At 62.5% G+C, this 16,519-nt stretch carries 14 protein-coding genes and 1 riboswitch; of the genes, 5 read left to right on the top strand and 9 right to left on the bottom strand.

What is annotated here, in order from left to right:
* Positions 1 to 29: 29 nt before the first annotated feature.
* From dhaM to dhaK, 3 genes are read right to left on the bottom strand one after another with little or no spacing between them, the layout of a single operon-like run.
* Positions 30 to 1,460, bottom strand: coding sequence for a dihydroxyacetone kinase phosphoryl donor subunit DhaM (dhaM, locus tag D781_RS19275; RefSeq protein ID WP_015674015.1), 1,431 nt, complete (start codon positions 1,458 to 1,460; stop codon positions 30 to 32).
* A gap of 12 nt (positions 1,461 to 1,472) precedes the next feature.
* On the bottom strand, positions 1,473 to 2,102 hold the full coding sequence (gene dhaL / locus D781_RS19280) for a dihydroxyacetone kinase subunit DhaL (RefSeq protein WP_015674016.1): 630 nt from the start codon (positions 2,100 to 2,102) through the stop codon (positions 1,473 to 1,475).
* A 9-nt stretch (positions 2,103 to 2,111) separates the two neighbouring features.
* Positions 2,112 to 3,182: a dihydroxyacetone kinase subunit DhaK gene (dhaK, locus tag D781_RS19285; RefSeq protein ID WP_015674017.1), complete on the bottom strand. Its 1,071-nt coding sequence runs from the start codon at positions 3,180 to 3,182 to the stop codon at positions 2,112 to 2,114.
* 261 nt (positions 3,183 to 3,443) lie between these two features.
* Between dhaK and D781_RS19290 the strand changes: the two genes are divergently transcribed.
* Both D781_RS19290 and D781_RS19295 read left to right on the top strand, forming a co-directional pair.
* A complete protein-coding gene (locus D781_RS19290) occupies positions 3,444 to 4,103 on the top strand; it encodes a DUF1190 family protein (RefSeq protein ID WP_015674018.1) in 660 nt (219 codons plus the stop codon).
* A gap of 3 nt (positions 4,104 to 4,106) precedes the next feature.
* A complete protein-coding gene (locus tag D781_RS19295; RefSeq protein WP_015674019.1) occupies positions 4,107 to 5,267 on the top strand; it encodes a glutathionylspermidine synthase family protein in 1,161 nt (386 codons plus the stop codon).
* Positions 5,268 to 5,319: 52 nt separating this feature from the next.
* Here D781_RS19295 and ygiD read toward each other — a convergent pair whose 3' ends face one another.
* On the bottom strand, positions 5,320 to 6,102 hold the full coding sequence (gene ygiD / locus D781_RS19300; protein WP_015674020.1) for a 4,5-DOPA dioxygenase extradiol: 783 nt from the start codon (positions 6,100 to 6,102) through the stop codon (positions 5,320 to 5,322).
* Positions 6,103 to 6,313: 211 nt separating this feature from the next.
* Between ygiD and zupT the strand changes: the two genes are divergently transcribed.
* The gene (zupT, locus tag D781_RS19305; protein WP_015674021.1) at positions 6,314 to 7,081 is read left to right on the top strand and encodes a zinc transporter ZupT; all 768 of its coding nucleotides are present in this window, start codon (positions 6,314 to 6,316) and stop codon (positions 7,079 to 7,081) included.
* 67 nt (positions 7,082 to 7,148) lie between these two features.
* On the opposite strand, the gene ribB is transcribed toward zupT, so the two are convergent.
* Positions 7,149 to 7,802 carry a 3,4-dihydroxy-2-butanone-4-phosphate synthase gene (gene ribB, locus D781_RS19310; protein WP_015674022.1) on the bottom strand — a complete coding sequence of 218 codons (654 nt, stop codon included), beginning with the start codon at positions 7,800 to 7,802 and terminating at the stop codon, positions 7,149 to 7,151.
* A gap of 111 nt (positions 7,803 to 7,913) precedes the next feature.
* A riboswitch (FMN riboswitch) is annotated at positions 7,914 to 8,073 on the bottom strand.
* Positions 8,074 to 8,223: 150 nt separating this feature from the next.
* On the opposite strand from ribB, the gene ubiK reads away from it, so the two are divergent.
* On the top strand, positions 8,224 to 8,493 hold the full coding sequence (gene ubiK, locus D781_RS19315; RefSeq protein WP_015674023.1) for a ubiquinone biosynthesis accessory factor UbiK: 270 nt from the start codon (positions 8,224 to 8,226) through the stop codon (positions 8,491 to 8,493).
* Between the two features lie 51 nt (positions 8,494 to 8,544).
* Here the strand turns inward: ubiK and yjeH are convergent, their stop codons facing one another.
* The 4 genes from yjeH to D781_RS19335 all read right to left on the bottom strand — a co-directional run bounded on the left by yjeH (position 8,545) and on the right by D781_RS19335 (position 15,565).
* Positions 8,545 to 9,795, bottom strand: a complete 1,251-nt coding sequence (gene yjeH / locus D781_RS19320; RefSeq protein WP_015674024.1) for an L-methionine/branched-chain amino acid transporter — start codon at positions 9,793 to 9,795, stop codon at positions 8,545 to 8,547.
* A 63-nt stretch (positions 9,796 to 9,858) separates the two neighbouring features.
* Entirely contained in the window at positions 9,859 to 11,289 is a 1,431-nt protein-coding gene (hldE, locus tag D781_RS19325) for a bifunctional D-glycero-beta-D-manno-heptose-7-phosphate kinase/D-glycero-beta-D-manno-heptose 1-phosphate adenylyltransferase HldE (RefSeq protein ID WP_015674025.1), read from the bottom strand.
* A 79-nt stretch (positions 11,290 to 11,368) separates the two neighbouring features.
* Positions 11,369 to 14,212 carry a bifunctional [glutamate--ammonia ligase]-adenylyl-L-tyrosine phosphorylase/[glutamate--ammonia-ligase] adenylyltransferase gene (gene glnE, locus D781_RS19330; protein WP_015674026.1) on the bottom strand — a complete coding sequence of 948 codons (2,844 nt, stop codon included), beginning with the start codon at positions 14,210 to 14,212 and terminating at the stop codon, positions 11,369 to 11,371.
* Positions 14,213 to 14,257: 45 nt separating this feature from the next.
* Positions 14,258 to 15,565: an inorganic triphosphatase gene (locus D781_RS19335; RefSeq protein ID WP_015674027.1), complete on the bottom strand. Its 1,308-nt coding sequence runs from the start codon at positions 15,563 to 15,565 to the stop codon at positions 14,258 to 14,260.
* Between the two features lie 279 nt (positions 15,566 to 15,844).
* Here D781_RS19335 and D781_RS19340 point away from each other — a divergent pair, with 279 nt between their 5' ends.
* Positions 15,845 to 16,465 carry a TIGR04211 family SH3 domain-containing protein gene (locus tag D781_RS19340; protein WP_041412247.1) on the top strand — a complete coding sequence of 207 codons (621 nt, stop codon included), beginning with the start codon at positions 15,845 to 15,847 and terminating at the stop codon, positions 16,463 to 16,465.
* Positions 16,466 to 16,519 lie beyond the last annotated feature (54 nt).

The following is a 16,519-nucleotide window of genomic DNA, read 5'->3' on the forward strand; positions in this document are numbered from 1 at the left end:
CTCCGGGCGCGGCATCTGCCGCGCCTTTTTTATGCGCTCAGCTGCAGCACGCCGCGCGCCGCATCCAGCATCGCCGTCTGGCCGCTGCGGGTCTGCGTCAGGCAGTCGCTCATGCCGACCACCATCGGCATCCCCATCGCCTTGGCCAGAATGGCGCTGTGCGACAGCGCATTACCGCCGCTCAGACAAATGCCCAGCACCAGCCGCCGGTCCAGCATCACCACCTCCGACGGCATTATCTCGTCCATCACCAAGATCACCGGCTCCGACAGGGTAATCGGCGCAATCGGCTGCTGCTGCAGATAGCTGAGGGTGCGCCGCAGGATATCGCGCACGTCCAGCTCGCGCGCCCGCAGGTAGTCGTCATCCAGCGCGCGATAATCCGCCGCAACGGCCTCCAGCTCCTGCCGCCACGCCTGCTCGGCGCTGCAACATTGCTGGGCGATACGCGTATAGGCCGCCTGCTGTAAATCCGGGTCGTCCAGCAGCATGCTGTGCGCGCCGAATATCCCCGCCTGCGGTTTGCCGATCAGCGTCGCGGTGCGCTCCGCCAGCCGGTTCAGGTCGCCGAGCGTCTGCTGCAGGGCCTGTCGCAGCCGCTGCTGTTCATGCAAAATATCATCGACGCCGGTATGCCGCGCCGGCAGCGTCGGCCAGACGCTGCGCCACTGCAGAATCGGCCCGCTGCTGACGCTCTCCGCCACCGGCACCCCGTGCAGCGACAGCGGCTGTTCACCGGAAACCGCTTCCCCGAAGTGCTGCTGCGCCAGCGCGTTAAACGCCGCCAGCGCCTCATCGGCCTGCCGGCCGTCGGCGCTCAGCCGGATGGTGTCACCATGGCCCACCTGCAGCAGCGCCAACTGATTCAGGCTGCGCGGATCGATGCGCTGACCGCCCTTCTCCAGCACCAGTTCAGCGTCGAAATGCGCCAGCGCTTCCGCCAGGCGCGCCGCCGGACGCGCGTGCAGGCCGTGGGCATTCTGCACCCGCCAGCTGGCGCTTTTGCCCTGTGTCGGCGGCAGGTCGGCCGCGTTCAGCGCCGACGCCGTCTCGCCAAGCTGCGCCTGCTTGGCCTGCAGCGCCCCTCGCGCCTCCGCCAGCACCTGCTCCAGCCCGCCGCCGGCATTGGCGGCCACCACCGCCGCCAAGGTGCCCTCCACCAGCGGCGCGGCGCAGAGCGTTACCTTGGCCGCCAGCGCGGGATCCAGCAGCTCCAGCGCGGTTTCCGCACTCAGCAGCGCGCTGCCCAGATCCATCAGTACCACGATGCCGTCGCCGTCGGCCACCGACTCAATCGCCGCCATGACCTGCAGCGCATCGGTGCCGATCGGGTTCTGCTCATCGTCCACGCCCGCCGCCAACGCCAGCCGACAGCCGTCGCTGCGCATCATCTGCCGCGCCAATGCCTCCACGCCCTGCGCCAACAGCGCGCTGTGCGACACCACTACGATATTGATCATCTCGCCTCCCGCTTACTCCGCCGCTGCCGCCAGCGCCTGGATCATCAGCATCACCGAGGTCGCGCCGGGATCCTGATGACCGATGCTGCGCTCTCCCAAATAGCTGGCCCGCCCTTTGCGCGCCTGCATGGGAACGGTGCTTTCCGCCGCCTGCTGCGCCCGCTGCGCGGCCTGCTGCAGCGCTTCCCTGACGTCCAGAGAGTGCGCCAGCGACTGGCTCAGGCTGTCCGCCACCGGCAGCCAGACGTCACACAGGGTTTTATCACCCGGTTGCGCCTTACCGCGCGCCGCCACGCCCTCCGCGCCGGCCTGCACCATCTGCTGCAGGTCGGCCAGTTCCAGGCTCTGTTTACCGGCCGTCGCCTGCGCCGCGCGGAGAAAGAAGGTGCCGAACAGCGGGCCGCTGGCGCCGCCGACGCTGGACAACAGCGTCATGCCGCTGCTTTTCAATATTGCGCCGATATCCTGCTCCGCCAACGACGGCAGTTTGGCCGCCAGCTGCTCGAAACCGCGGTTCATATTCAGGCCGTGGTCGGCATCACCGATCGCCGTATCCAGCTCGGTCAAATAGTCGCGCTCGCGACGAAATATCTCGCTGCAGCGCATCAGCCAGTCAACCAGCTGCTGTTTTGTTAACGCCATGCTTCCTCCTTAGCAACCCCAACGCAGCGCCGGCGTATTGACCGGCGCATCCCACAGCGACAGCGCTTCGTCGTCTACCTTCAACAGGGTGATAGAGACGCCCTGCATATCCAGCGAGGTGCAGTAGGCGCCGACCAGGCTCCGCTCCACAATCAGCCCGGTTTCCGCACAGCGCTCCGCCAGGCGGTGATAGACGCCGTACAGCTCCGACAGCGGCGTCGCCCCCAGGTTATTCACCAGCGCAATCACCCGGTCGCCGCGCGCCAACGGCCGCTTGGTCTGCAGCTCTTCCCGCCACTCGCCCTGCACCCGATCCCAGACGCGGATCGTGCGCTGGTAGCGGCCGTGATCCAGCAAGGTATGAAACATCGCATCCACCGCCTGATTCAGACCGCTGAACGGCCGCCGCTCAATGCCCGGCTCGCCGTGAATGCCGACGCCGAACTCCATCTCGTTATCCGCCAGCGTAAACGACGGCTTGCCGGCCGCCGGCACGGTGCAGGCGCCGAGCGCAATGCCGATGGAGTGCCCCTGGTTGTTCAACCGGTGGCCCAGCGTCACCAGTTCATCCAGCGAATCACCACGCGCCGCCGCCGCGCCGAGCAGCTTTTCCAGCAGTACCGTATTGGCGACGCCGCGCCGCCCGGCGGTAAACAGGCTGTCCTTCACCGCCACATCGTCATCCACCAGCACCGTCGCCACCGCCACGCCGCTGTCATGCAGCAGTTCTGTGGCGGTCTCAAAATTCAGCACGTCGCCGGTGTAGTTCTTGACCAGCAGCAGCACGCCGGCGCCGCCGTCGATCGCCAGCCCGCAGGCGAACATTTTGTCCGGCGTCGGCGAGGTAAAAATTTCTCCCGGGCAGGCGCCGTCCAGCATGCCTGCGCCGACAAAGCCGCAGTGCATCGGCTCATGGCCGCTGCCGCCGCCGGATAACAGCGCCACTTTGCCCGTCACCGGGCCGTCTGCGCGGCAGACAAACAGCGGATCGCGCTGCACCAGCAGTTCCGGATGCGCCTCGCCCAGTCCGAGCAACTGCTCCTCCAGCACCGATTCAACCTGATTAATCAGCTTTTTCACCTTGGCCTCCTTCAAATGACGCCGCTTTTGGCGCCTGCCGAGGTTTCAGTATGGAACAAGAGGCGCGGACTTTCCGCGAACGAACCGGCACAAACGACGCATATTTCCGTCCGTTGCCGACCAACCCGGCAATTTTGTGTATAGCTGCGTAAATAGCATTTTGAACCGGCGTTTCAGCTTTAATTTTGACCAGCTTTCCCCTATCCTTACGCCACTACTGGGAAAGGGCAACATAGCCCGCATGAGATGGGATTTACCACGATGAAACGGACCAAAAACATCAACCAAGAGACGTTCCGCAAGTCTTGGCGCAGCTACCGCATGGCGCCGGTCGCGCTGGCCATCAGCGCCGTATTTATGCTCGCCGGCTGTGAAAAGAGCGACGAGACCGTCTCGCTGTATCAAAACGCCGACGACTGCTCGCGCGCCAATCCGTCCATGAGCGAACAGTGCACCACCGCCTACAACAACGCGCTGAAAGAAGCGGAAAAAACCGCGCCGAAGTACGCCAGCCGTGAAGACTGCGTGGCCGAATTCGGCGAAGCGCAGTGCACGCAGGCGCCGGCCCAGGCCGGTATGGCGGCAGAATCGCAAAGCAGCGGCAGCTTCTGGATGCCGCTGATGGCCGGCTATATGATGGGCCGCCTGATGGGCGGTTCCGGCTTCGCGCAGCAGCCGCTGTTCTCCTCGAAAAACCCGGCCAGCCCGGCCAACGGCAAGTTCGTTGACGCCACCGGCAAGAGCTACGGCCCGGCCACCGCCGGCGGCCGCACCATGACGGTGCCGAAAACCGCCATGGCGCCGAAACCGGCCGTCACCAACACCATTACGCGCGGCGGCTTTGGCGAAACCGTCGCCAAACAGACCAGCATGCAGCGCAGCGCGGCCTCCGGCACCTCCTCCCGCAGCATGGGTGGCTAACCGATGAAACGCATTACCATTGCAGAGCGCCCGGACTGGCAGGCCAAGGCGGCGGAGTTCGGCTTTAATTTTCACACCATGTACGGCGAGCCATACTGGCGTGAAGACGCCTACTACCAGTTTACGCTGGCGCAGATCGAAGAGATCGAAAGCGTCACCGAAGAGCTGCACCAGATGTGCCTGCAGGTGGTGGAAAAAGTGGTCGCCAGCGATGCGCTGATGGCCAAGTTCCGCATTCCGAAGCATACCTGGGAATTTGTACGCAGCGCCTGGCGCACCAACGCGCCGTCGCTCTATTCACGCCTCGATCTGGCCTATGACGGCGTTAACCCGCCCAAGTTGCTGGAAAACAACGCCGATACGCCGACCTCGCTGTATGAAGCGGCGTTCTTCCAATGGATCTGGCTGGAAGATCAGATCAACGCCGGCAAGCTGGATCCGCAGGCGGATCAGTACAACAGCCTGCAGGAAAAGCTGATCGAACGCTTTGCCGAGCTGAAGGCGCATCACGGCTTCGGCCTGCTGCATATGGCCTGCTGCCAGGACAGCGAAGAGGATCGCGGTACGGTGCAGTACCTGCAGGACTGCGCGCAGGAAGCCGGTGTACCCACCGAGTTCCTGTTTATGGAAGAGATTGGCCTGGGGGAAAAGGGCCAGTTTACCGATCTGCAGAACCAGGTGATCGGCAACCTGTTCAAGCTCTATCCGTGGGAGTTTATGCTGCGCGAAATGTTCTCCACCAAGCTGGAGGACGCCGGCGTGCGCTGGCTGGAGCCGGCCTGGAAGAGCATCCTTTCCAACAAGGCGCTGCTGCCGATGCTGTGGGAGATGTTCCCCAACCATCCCAACCTGCTGCCGGCCTATTTTGCCGAGGATGAGCACCCGCCGCTGGATCACTACGTGGTCAAGCCGCTGTTCTCCCGCGAGGGGGCCAATATCCGCATCGTGCAGAACGGTCAGGAAGTGGCCAACGTCGACGGTCCTTACGGTGAAGAAGGCATGATTGTGCAGCAGTTCCACCCGCTGCCGCAGTTTGAAGGTAACTACACGCTGATTGGCAGTTGGCTGATCAACGATCAGGCCTGCGGTATCGGCCTGCGCGAAGACCGCGAGCTGATTACTCAGGATCTGTCGCGCTTCTACCCGCATATCATTTTGGGCTAAACCGGCTCCGCCCTGCATACGCCAACGCCAGCTTAACGCTGGCGTTTTTGCTTTATCCGACCTGCACCGACAGCATACTGAGCGACCCCATCTCGATACCGTCCACCGGTATGCTAATCGGCTCTGTACCGTCCCAGGCGCCCAGCACATACAGCAGCGGCAGGTAGTGCTCCGGCGTCGGGTTCGACAGCGCAGCGCCCTCATGCTGCATAAAGTTCACCAGCGGATGATCGTCGCCCCGATAGCGCAGGTTATCGCGTACGTAGCGGTTGAACGATTCGGCCCACGGATACGGGCTGCCGTCGCCCTGCCAGCGCGCCATGCGCAGGTTGTGCACCACGTTGCCGCTGGCGACAATCATCACGCCCTGTTCCCGCAGCGCCGCCAGCTTGCGCCCCAGCGCATAGTGGTGCTGCGCCGGCTGGGTGCCGTCGATGCTCAGCTGCACCACCGGTATATCCGCCTGCGGATACATCTTGATCAGCACGCCCCAGCTGCCGTGATCCAGCCCCCATGACTCCCGATCCGCCAGCACCGACGTCGGCGCCAGCAGCTGCTGCAGGCGGGCCGCCAGCTCCGGTGAGCCGGGTGCCGGATACTGGGTATCAAACAGCGCCTGCGGGAAGCCGCCAAAGTCGTGAATGGTTTTCGGCCTTTCCATCGCGGTCACCGCGGTGCCGCGGGTGTACCAATGGGCGGAAACGGCCACGATCGCCCGCGGACGCGGCAGGCTTTCCCCCAGCCGGCGCCAGGTTTCGGTATAGCGGTTTTCTTCCAGCACGTTCATCGGGCTGCCGTGGCCCAGGAACAGCGCCGGCATACGAGAAATCGTCATCACTTCCCCCTTTACGGAGTCATCAAGGTTATGCGACTACCTTACGCCGTTTATTTGTCCGACACAGTGGGGTAAGCGTGATGATGATATTCAAGAAATTTGAACGGTGAAAACAATGCCAGTAATCAGGCAAATCCGCTCGATTTATGCTTTTACTCTGTTAGTATCTGAATATAAATAATTATCATTAGCATACGAAAGAGGACGCTCGATGTCGGTACCGTTGATTCTGACCCTGCTGGCCGGCGGCGCCACCTTTGTGGGCGCGCTGTTCGGCATTATCGGCCAGAAGCCGTCCAACCGGCTGCTGGCCTTTGCCCTCGGCTTCGCGGCCGGCATTATGCTGCTGATTTCACTGATGGAAATGCTGCCCGCCGCGCTGCATACGCCAGGCATGTCGCCCATGCTTGGCTACGGCATGTTTATGCTGGGCCTGCTGGGCTACTTTGCGCTCGACCGCATGCTGCCGCACCAGCACCCACAGGATCTGATGCAGCAACCAATCAAACCGCACAATCTCAAACGCACCGCCATCTTGCTAACGCTGGGCATCAGCCTGCATAACTTCCCGGAAGGCATCGCCACCTTTGTCACCGCCAGCGCCGATCTGGAGCTGGGGATGGGCATTGCCCTGGCCGTCGCCATTCACAATATTCCCGAAGGGCTGGCGGTCGCCGGACCGGTGTATGCCGCCACCGGTTCCAAAACCAAGGCGCTGCTGTGGTCCGGAATTTCCGGCCTGGCGGAGATCCTCGGCGGGCTGCTGGCCTTTGTGCTGCTGGGGCCGCTGATTTCGCCGGTGATGATGGCGGCGATTATGGCGGCGGTGGCCGGCATTATGGTGGCGCTGTCGGTGGATGAGCTGATGCCGCTGGCGAAAAAGATCGATCCTCACAACAACCCCAGCTATGGCGTGCTGTGCGGCATGGCGGTGATGGGCTTTAGCCTGACGCTGCTGCAAAGCGGCGGACTGGGCTAAACGCCGCGCAATAAAAAAGGCTGAACAGAGTTCAGCCTTTTTTCATCGGGTAACGCTAAAGCGCGCCTTAGCTCGCCTGCTTTTCGTGCATCTGGCGGTAGGCCACCAGATCTTCAATCGTCAGCACGGTCATCTCATGCTGTTTGGCGAATTCAATCACTTCCGGCGCATGCGCCATGCTGCCGTCGTCATTGGTCAGTTCGCACAGTACGCCCGCCGGCTTGAGGCCCGCCAGCGCCACCAGATCGATGGTTGCTTCGGTATGGCCGCGACGGGTCAGTACGCCGCCCGGCTGCGCGCGCAGCGGGAATACGTGGCCCGGACGGTTCAGATCGCTCGGCTTGGCGTTATCGGCAATCGCCGCGCGGATGGTGGTCAGGCGGTCAGCGGCGGAAACGCCGGTGGTCACGCCCTGCGCCGCTTCAATCGTCACGGTGAAGGCGGTCTGGAACTGACTGGAGTTGTTGGTCACCATCATCGGCAGCTCCAGCTGCTGACGGCGTTCTTCGGTCAGGCACAGGCAGACAATGCCGCTGCCGTGGCGAATGGTCAGCGCCATCTGCTCAACGGTCATGGTTTCTGCGGCGAAGATCATATCACCTTCGTTTTCACGATTTTCATCATCAAGCACCATTACGCCGCGCCCGTTGCGCAGTGCATCCAGCGCGCGTTCAACGCGTTCTACCGGCGTGCCGAAGTCTGAAAGTAGCGTCTGATTCATGGTAAAAAAACCTCATTAAATTTATGGATTACCAGAACCAGGGCGATCTTGAGGAGTGGCTATATTGCCATAGCCAAAAATAACGCAAGCGGGCGTATGCCCGGCAGATACCGTTACTCTCTCCCATCCGGACTATAACCGTCGGCCCCGGAATTACACCGGATCTGCTGACCTCTAACCGGCCTTACAGGCTGGCTGAGCGCTCGCGGGCTTTCACCGTAACAGGTGATTTACCGCCGGTGGGGACTTTCACCCCGCCCTGAGAATAAGCAGAACGACTATAACGCTATCACCCGCACCTTTCAAGCTATGAGCCGCAGCGCTGTGACGCAGCGCAACGTAAACATCAGGTAGTGGTTTATCCGGCGCGCAACTCGCATTACACTAAACAACAGCCATTACATTCTGAAAGGGATACGCCATGATTGACCCGAAAAAAATTGAACAGATCGCACGTCAGGTGCATGAATCCATGCCAAAAGGCGTGCGCGAATTCGGGGAAGACGTAGAGAAGAAAGTGCGTCAGGTTCTGCAGGCGCAGTTAGGTCGCCTGGACCTGGTGAACCGTGAAGAATTCGACGTACAGACCCAGGTGCTGCTGCGCACCCGCGAAAAGCTGGCGCTGCTGGAACAGCGCATTGCCGCTTTGGAAGGCAAACAGGCCGACGCGCCGAAGCAGGAAGAAGAGTAAGCCCGACGCCGCGCTTGCCTGAATCACAGCGGGCTGACCTGGCTCAGCCCCTTACTGTTCCGCGCGTACCCTGACCCGCCGCGGCAGCAGCAGCCAGATCAGCGCCAACATCGCCAGCGCATAGGCGCTTTTCCAACCGATAATCACCAGCAGCAGCACGCACAGCAGCGCCCCCACCAGCGCCATCAGCCGCGAACGGCCCGCCAGCAGCCGGCACCCCGCCAGCATGCACAGCAGATAGATCAGCACAAAAATACCGTTGGCGTAGACCAGCAGCGTATCCAGCGGCAAATCCAGCATATAAATCAGCAAGGTAAATAGCAGGCAGCAGCCCACCACCAGGCTGAGGGCGTTAACCGGCGTCTGTGCAGATGACAGCCTGGCCAAGGCGCTATGCGGTTTGCTCTGCGCCTGCGACCACACCATCCTGGCAAAGCTCTGGGTATAAATATTTACGCTGGCGAAACAGGCCAGGTAGCCGATAATGCAGGCCACCCACAGCGCATGTTGCCCGAACAGCTGCACCACAATGCCCGGCAGCGAAGCCGCCGCCGCCTGATGTTCGCCATAGGCATGGAAATGCAGCACCGCCACGGTGCCGCCCCAATACACCAGGCCGGCCAGCAGCATGCCGAGCAGCAGCGCGCGCGGAAAATCGCGTGCCGAGTTACGGAACTCGGTCGCCAGGTGGGCAAAGGCCTCCAGCCCGACAAAGCACCAGAACATCACCGCCAACGCGCGAAACATATTACCCGGTGCGACATCGCCGAGCGCCGGCCACGGGATCTCGGCCGGCTCAATATCGCCTTTCCACCAGATGGCGGCCACCAGCGCCACCACCAGCACGGCGATCAGCGTCTGAATATTGGCGCTGGAGCCGGCGCTGCGCGTGCCGAGCAGCCAGATAAGCAGCAGGGTGGCGACCTCGACCAGCAGCAGGCCTCCGGCGCTCCACCCCAGCGTCGACTGCCAGAAGCCGGCGGCGATCTGTAAGGCGGCCGGCAGGCCGACCGGGATCACCGACAAAAACAGCCAGGCGGTGACCTTCCCCATCCGGGGACCGAACGCCATAGCGACAAAGTGCGCCGCGCCGCCGGCGCTGGGAAAATGCCGCCCTAACGCCGCAAAGGCAATGGCGATGGGAAACACCAACGCAATCAGCAGCGGCCAGGCCCACAGGCTGTCGCCCTGCGCCAGCTGCGCCGCCAGCGCCGGCACCGCAAACACGCCGGTGCCCAATAACGAGGTGGACAGCAGCCCTACGCCCTGCACCAGCCCCAGTTCCTGCTTCAGTCCGCTCACTGACAACCACCGTATTCAGCGGGCTGATATGCCCGCGCCCGATATCGCGCTTACGCCGCCAATTTAGCCGCGTCCGCCTTTGATCGCGTTGATGATATTGGTGGTCGACAGGCCGTCTTCAAAGTTCAGCACCTTAACTTCGCCGCCGTTCGCCCACACTTCCTTACTGCCGGCAATCTCTTCAGGCTTGTAATCGCCACCCTTCACCAGCAGATCCGGCAGGACGTCGGCAATCAGCCGCTGCGGCGTATCTTCTTCAAACGGCACCACCCAATCGACCGCTTCCAGCGCGCCCAGCACCACCATACGGTTTTCCAGCGCATTGACCGGCCGCGCTTCCCCTTTCAGGCGTTTGGTGGAGGCGTCGCTGTTGACCGCAACGATCAGGCGGTCGCCCAGCTTGCGCGCATTGGCCAGGTAGGAGACGTGGCCGGCGTGCAGAATGTCGAAGATGCCGTTGGTCATCACCACTTTCTCACCGCGCTGACGCGCCTGCGCCACCGCCTTTTTCAGCTGTGCTTCGTTCATCACGCCAAAGCCGGTTTCGGCCCGGCCGCGGATGGCGTTTTCCAGCTCGATCGGCGCAACGGTCGAGGTGCCCAGCTTGCCGACCACCACGCCCGCGGCGGCGTTCGCCAGGAAGCAGGACTCTTCCAGCGTATTGCCGGCGGCCAGCGCCGCGGCCAGCACGCCGATCACCGTATCCCCGGCGCCGGTGACGTCAAACACTTCCTGCGCCTGCGTCGGCAGGTGCACCGGCTCGCGTCCCGGCTGCAGCAGCGTCATACCGTGCTCGGAGCGGGTGACCAGCAGCGCGGACAGTTCAAAGTCCGTCACCAACTGCATGCCGCGCTCCACCAGCTGCTCTTCGCTGCTGCAATGGCCGACGACCGCTTCAAATTCGGACAGGTTCGGCGTCAGCAGCGTAGCGCCGCGGTAACGTTCAAAATCCGTGCCTTTCGGGTCGATCAGCACCGGCACCTTGGCCGCCCGCGCCAGTTGGATCATCCCCTGTACCTGGCTCAGCGCACCCTTGGCGTAATCGGACAGCACCAGCGCGCCAATCTGCGGCAGCGCCTGCTGGATGCGCTCCAGCATCGGCTGCGGATCCACGTTGGAGAAGCCTTCCTCAAAATCCAGGCGAATCAGCTGCTGGTTACGCGACAGGATACGCAGTTTGGTGATGGTCGGATGCGTCGGCACCGAGACAAAATCGCAGCGCACGTTGACTTCATCCAGCTTGGCGTTCAGCGCCCGCGCCGCGTCATCGATGCCGGTCAGGCCCACCAGACGCGAATTGGCGCCCAGCGAGGCGATGTTCATCGCAACGTTAGCCGCACCGCCGGGACGCTCTTCAATCGTATCTACCTTGACCACCGGCACCGGGGCTTCCGGTGAAATACGGCTGGTCGGCCCATACCAATAGCGATCCAACATGACATCGCCAACCACCAGCACACCGGCGCGGCGAAAATCAGGCAGCGTAACTTTCATCCGTTAACTCCAAACAGGTCATAAATTTAATGGCGCCGATATTATCACAGACCTGGCTAATACCGGCATAAAGGTAATCTTACCGCTGGCCCAGCCAGCGATGCCAACTGGCGCGCACCTGCTCCCGCTCGGCGGTGAAGCGTTCACTGCTGACTTTGCCGGAGTGCTCCTGCAGCGCCAGATGGTGGATCTCATCGCGCATGGCGACGTAGGCCTGCGTCAGCGCGGCGGCTTCGTCTTCCGCCATGATGTCGTAATTGGCCATCAGCTCGAAAATCCGCACGTTGTCCGACCAACGGGTCAGGCGCGCCTCATCCGCGGCATAGCGTAAGACCAGATATTGCGCGATAAATTCGATATCGGTAATACCGCCTTCATCAGTTTTGATATCAAACAGTTCGCGCCGCTTGTTGGCAAGGTGGCTGCGCATCTTCTCGCGCATCTCGCGCACTTCCTGCCGCAGGGTGTCGTCATCACGCGGCTGACAGAGAATATCGCGGCGAATGGCGTCAAAGCGCTGCTGCAGCGCCGTATCGCCGTACACGATACGCGCCCGCACCAGCGCCTGGTGCTCCCAGGTCCAGGCTTCATGCCGCTGGTACTCGGCAAAGGCCTCGATGGTGCTGACCAGCATGCCGGCCGCGCCGGAAGGACGCAGGCGCGCGTCGACCTCATACAAAATGCCGGATGAGGTGCGGGTGCTGAACAGGTGCATCACCCGCTGCGCCAGCCGCAGATAAAACTGACGGCCGTCGATACTGCGCGCGCCGTCGGTCATCACCTCCGGCGGGCAATCCAGCAGGAACACCAGATCGAGGTCGGAACTGTAGCCCAGCTCCCAGCCCCCCAGCTTGCCGTAGCCGATCACGGCAAAACCGCGCCCTTCGCGTTCGTGCAGGTGCGTCGGCTGGCCATAGCGCGCCACCATATCGTTCCACGCCTGCTGCACCACCGCGTCAATAATCGCTTCCGCCAGGTAAGTTAAGTGATCGCTCACTTTCATTACCGGCAGCGCGCCGGCGATATCGCCGGCGGCAATACGCAGCTGCTGCGCCTGCTTGAACTGGCGCAGCGCTTCCAGCCGCTGCTCTTCATCCTCCTCCGGCACGCGCAACAGATACTGCCGCAGTTCGCTGCGGTAGGCATCCGGCGCCACCGGCTGATACAACGTGTTGGTATCAAGCAGTTCGTCCAGCAGCAGCGGGTAGCGCGCCAGCTGGCTGGCCACCATCGGCGAAGCGGCGCACAGGCGGATCAGGTGGCTCAGCGCCGCCTGATACTCCACCAGCAGCTCGAGATAGGTGGTACGGGTGACAATGCTCAGCAGCAGTTGGGTCAGCCGCGCCAGCGCGGTCGGCGCGTCGCTGCGCGGGCACACTTCCGCCAGCAGACGCGGCATCAGCTGATCCAGCACCTCACGGCCGCGCGGGCCGATGGTGCGTTTATCGACGTCCTGACGAAATTCGGCGATGCTGCGCAGCATCATGCGGCGCTCTTCTTCGCCGAGGTGCGGCGTCAGCGGTGCGATCTCCTGTTCATCCAGCGCGTCCAGCCACAGGCCGGCGAAGTGCTGGCACTGCGGATCGTCCTCCGCATCCGGGCCGTCATCGCCAATCAGATCGTCAAACACCGCCCTCACCGCCCGCATATGCGCGTCCAGCCGGGACTGCAGCGTCGGCCAGTCGGCCAGCCCCATGCCCCAGGCCAGCCGCGCCTGGTCGAGCGCATCCTGCGGCAGCGTCTGGGTTTGCTGGTCGGCGATGGCCTGCAGCAGATTTTCCAGCCGGCGTAAAAACAGATAGCCGGCGCCCAGCTCCGCAATCTGCGACTCCGGCAGCAGCCCCAGCTCCCCGATCGCCTGCAGCGTCGGCAGCAGTGAGCGCCCCTGCAGCGAAGGCTCGCGCCCGCCGCGAATCAGCTGGAAGACCTGGGTGATAAACTCGATTTCGCGAATGCCGCCGGCGCCCAGCTTGATATTGTCCGTTAACCCGCGCCGCCGCACCTCGCGGGCGATCATGCCTTTCATATTGCGCAGCGACTGAATAACGCTGAAATCGATATAGCGGCGGAATACAAACGGCCGCAGCATGCCGCGCAGCTCGGCGCTGTAAGGATCGTCGAAGCCGCCCATCAGCCGCGCCTTAACCATCGCGTAGCGCTCCCAGTCGCGCCCCTGCTCCTGGTAGTAATCCTCCAGCGCAGCAAAGCTCATCACCAGCGGGCCGCTGTCGCCGAAGGGGCGCAGGCGCATATCCACCCGGTAAACGAAGCCGTCAATGGTGTGCTGATCCAGCGCCTTGATCAGCCGCTGCCCAAGACGGGTAAAGAACTGGGCGTTATCCAGCTGGCGGCGGCCGCCCACGGTCTGGCCGTTTTCCGGATAGGCGAAAATCAGGTCGATGTCGGATGAAAAATTCAGCTCGCCGCCGCCCAGCTTGCCCATGCCCAGCACCAGCAGCGGCAGCGGTACGCCGTCGGCATTGCACGGCGTGCCCCATTCGCGGCAGCAGGTCTGATACAGCCAGTCGCGCGCGCTGACGATCAGCGTTTCCGCCAGCGCACTCAACTGCTGCAGGGTCTGTTCGGTGCTGCAGACGTTCAGCGCCTGCGCCCAGGCGATGCGCACCAGCGTTTCCCGCCGGAACAGGCGCAGCTCGCGCATCAGCGCCGCTTCATCACTCACCTCTTCCAGCGCGTCCTGCAGCCAGGCGGCGTAATGCTGGTACTCCTCGGCCGTCGGCGGCTGCCGGCGCAGCGTCGTCAGCCAGTCCGGATGATTCAGCAGCGTATCGCTGATGAAATCGCTCGATGCCAGAGCCTGCTGCTCCCGCTCGTCAAACACCCACTCGTTACCGTTAACGTCCTGAAAGCGCTGCACAACCTGCAGCGCCTGAGCCTGTAATGCGACTGAAAGTGGCGACATGCTGAATGCCCCTGATAACGGCCCGCCGGCGACAGGCCTGAATAATTAACGAACCGCGCCGTTTAGCCAGAATGGCGCATGGGATAAAGCCTGCTTGCGGCAGCTTTCGTACCAGCCCTGACGACGCCCGGACAGCGCCGCCAGCAGCTCGCGCCAGCCGTTCAGATAAGGCTCGGACAGCGCATCGGCATAGGCGCCGGACAGCAGCGTAAAGGCCGCCAGCTGGCGCTTCAGACGCGGCAGCTGCTCCTGGAACTCGTCGTCGCTCAGCGGACGGCTAAAGCCCTCTTTCAGGTCGGCGGCGCTGCGCCCCAGCATAATGTCGCAAAAGCGCTTGAAGGAACCGTCCAGCTTGGCCTGCGCCTTGGCGTCAATAAATGCGCGCCAGGCGCCGCTGACCAACCACGATGTGAGCGCCAACTTACACTGCAGATAAGCCGGGCTGTAGCACAACGTCTGCGCCTCGGCGTCCGCCGCATCCAACAGCGGCTCCAGCTCGGACAGGCGGCTGCGCAAGCCGGCGCTGGCCTTGCGCGGCACCAGCCCGCCGAATACCACCAGCGCCTGGCGTATCAGCACCAGCGCATCCGCAATCGCCAGCCGCCCCGCGGCGTCGCCGCGCAGCCACAGCTCTTCGTGATACTGCCAATGGTCGAGCGCCAGTTCAAAACCGGCGATCATGCCCTGTTCTACGCTGGCCTTGGCCGGCGCGTGTAATACCGGCAGCGGGCGCGCCTCGCGCGCCGTCGCGCCCTGCGCCAGATAATAGCCGCGCGCCGCCTTGCTCAGGCTGCCCTGACGCAGCCCGCCCTGTTGCGCCAGCTCGGCCGCCAGCAGCAGCACGTCCTGCGTTTCGCCCTGCTGCAGCTCCAGTTCGATTTCGCAAATGGCTTCCGTCAGCTCGCCCGCCCGCACCTCGCCCTGATCGAGGCCAACCTCAATCAGGCTCTGGTTGTAAGTAACCACCCACTTTTCACGCACGAAGTCGGTGCGGAACAGCGGCTGCAGCTGCTGCTGCAACGCCGCGACGTCGCAGCCCTGCGGCCAAATGTCCGCCGGCAGCTGTGACAGCGCCAGTTCCGGCGTAGCGATGGCGACGTTGTATTCCGGCCGCTGGTGCAAGCCGCCGACCACCGTGCCCGCGGTTTTCAGCGTCATTTCATAGCGGTCGTCAAAACCACGGATGCGCAGCCCCATATCGTGACGGCGCAGGAAATTATCGGCGCTCTCAAAGTAAATATTGGTTAACCGCTGTGGTGCGCTGTGTTGATGCGGCCAGGCCGCCATCTGCGCGGGCAGCGCGGCAACCGCCTGCGGCGTGGCAATAAATTTCAGTTCAATTTCAACGGTCATAAGATTTTTGCACCAATAAGTTGCGTATTCGCGTCGCTCTTCACGGCGGATGCGGCATCAAACCTGCCCCGCCCGACGACGTGCGGTAATAATTATCTTACCGCGATTCACGGCATCTGAACCCTGTTGGGTGCAGAAAAAACCTGTTATGTTATAGAACGATGCGCAACCCGCGGAATCCGTCACAATTCTGACGTGAACATTGTGGTTTTACCGTTGCGTCAACGGACTGATATCTCTACTATCGTTCCATAAATTCATACAGAAACGATGAAAAAAATGCAGAAATTACGCCTGATTTTCCTCGCCCTGCTGAGCTTCAGCATCACTTGGGGCGCACATGCCGAAGATAAACGCTATATCTCCGATGAACTGAACACCTACGTGCACAGCGGCCCAGGCAACCAATACCGCATTGTCGGCACGCTGAACGCCGGCGATGAAGTCACGCTGCTCAGCGTAAACGACAGCACCAAGTACGGACAGATCCGCGATGCCAAAGGCCGCAGCGTGTGGATCCCGCTTGACCAGCTCAGCAATACGCCAAGCCTGCGCACCCGCGTGCCGGAGCTGGAGCAGCAGGTGCAGACCCTGACGGACAAGCTGGCTAATATTGATAATAGCTGGAACCAGCGCACGGCCGAAATGCAGCAGAAAGTGGCCGCCAGCGACAGCACCATCAGCGGCCTGCAGGAAGAAAACCAGGCGCTGAAAAATCAGCTGCAGGTCGCCCAGAAGAAGGTGAATGCGGTCAACCTGCAGCTTGACGACAAGCAGCGCACCATTATCCTGCAGTGGTTTATGTACGGCGGCGGCGTCGCCGGCATCGGTCTGCTGCTCGGCCTGCTGTTACCGCACCTGCTGCCGCGACGTAAAAATAACAACCGCTGGATGAACTAACGTTTTATCGCAGCCTGAAAGGTCGCCGCGGCGGCCTTTTTTATTGGCGCGGCA

Source organism: Serratia sp. FGI94, from assembly GCF_000330865.1.
GTDB lineage: Bacteria > Pseudomonadota > Gammaproteobacteria > Enterobacterales > Enterobacteriaceae > Serratia_B > Serratia_B rubidaea.

What these genes read in the sequence shown, in the direction of transcription:
- dhaM (WP_015674015.1), bottom strand. Translation starts at nt 1,460, where the DNA reads ATGATCAATATCGTAGTGGTGTCGCACAGCGCGCTGTTGGCGCAGGGC.
- dhaL (WP_015674016.1), bottom strand. Translation starts at nt 2,102, where the DNA reads ATGGCGTTAACAAAACAGCAGCTGGTTGACTGGCTGATGCGCTGCAGC.
- D781_RS19290 (WP_015674018.1), top strand. Translation starts at nt 3,444, where the DNA reads ATGAAACGGACCAAAAACATCAACCAAGAGACGTTCCGCAAGTCTTGG.
- D781_RS19295 (WP_015674019.1), top strand. Translation starts at nt 4,107, where the DNA reads ATGAAACGCATTACCATTGCAGAGCGCCCGGACTGGCAGGCCAAGGCG.
- ygiD (WP_015674020.1), bottom strand. Translation starts at nt 6,102, where the DNA reads ATGACGATTTCTCGTATGCCGGCGCTGTTCCTGGGCCACGGCAGCCCG.
- zupT (WP_015674021.1), top strand. Translation starts at nt 6,314, where the DNA reads ATGTCGGTACCGTTGATTCTGACCCTGCTGGCCGGCGGCGCCACCTTT.
- ribB (WP_015674022.1), bottom strand. Translation starts at nt 7,802, where the DNA reads ATGAATCAGACGCTACTTTCAGACTTCGGCACGCCGGTAGAACGCGTT.
- ubiK (WP_015674023.1), top strand. Translation starts at nt 8,224, where the DNA reads ATGATTGACCCGAAAAAAATTGAACAGATCGCACGTCAGGTGCATGAA.
- hldE (WP_015674025.1), bottom strand. Translation starts at nt 11,289, where the DNA reads ATGAAAGTTACGCTGCCTGATTTTCGCCGCGCCGGTGTGCTGGTGGTT.
- glnE (WP_015674026.1), bottom strand. Translation starts at nt 14,212, where the DNA reads ATGTCGCCACTTTCAGTCGCATTACAGGCTCAGGCGCTGCAGGTTGTG.
- D781_RS19335 (WP_015674027.1), bottom strand. Translation starts at nt 15,565, where the DNA reads ATGACCGTTGAAATTGAACTGAAATTTATTGCCACGCCGCAGGCGGTT.
- D781_RS19340 (WP_041412247.1), top strand. Translation starts at nt 15,845, where the DNA reads ATGCAGAAATTACGCCTGATTTTCCTCGCCCTGCTGAGCTTCAGCATC.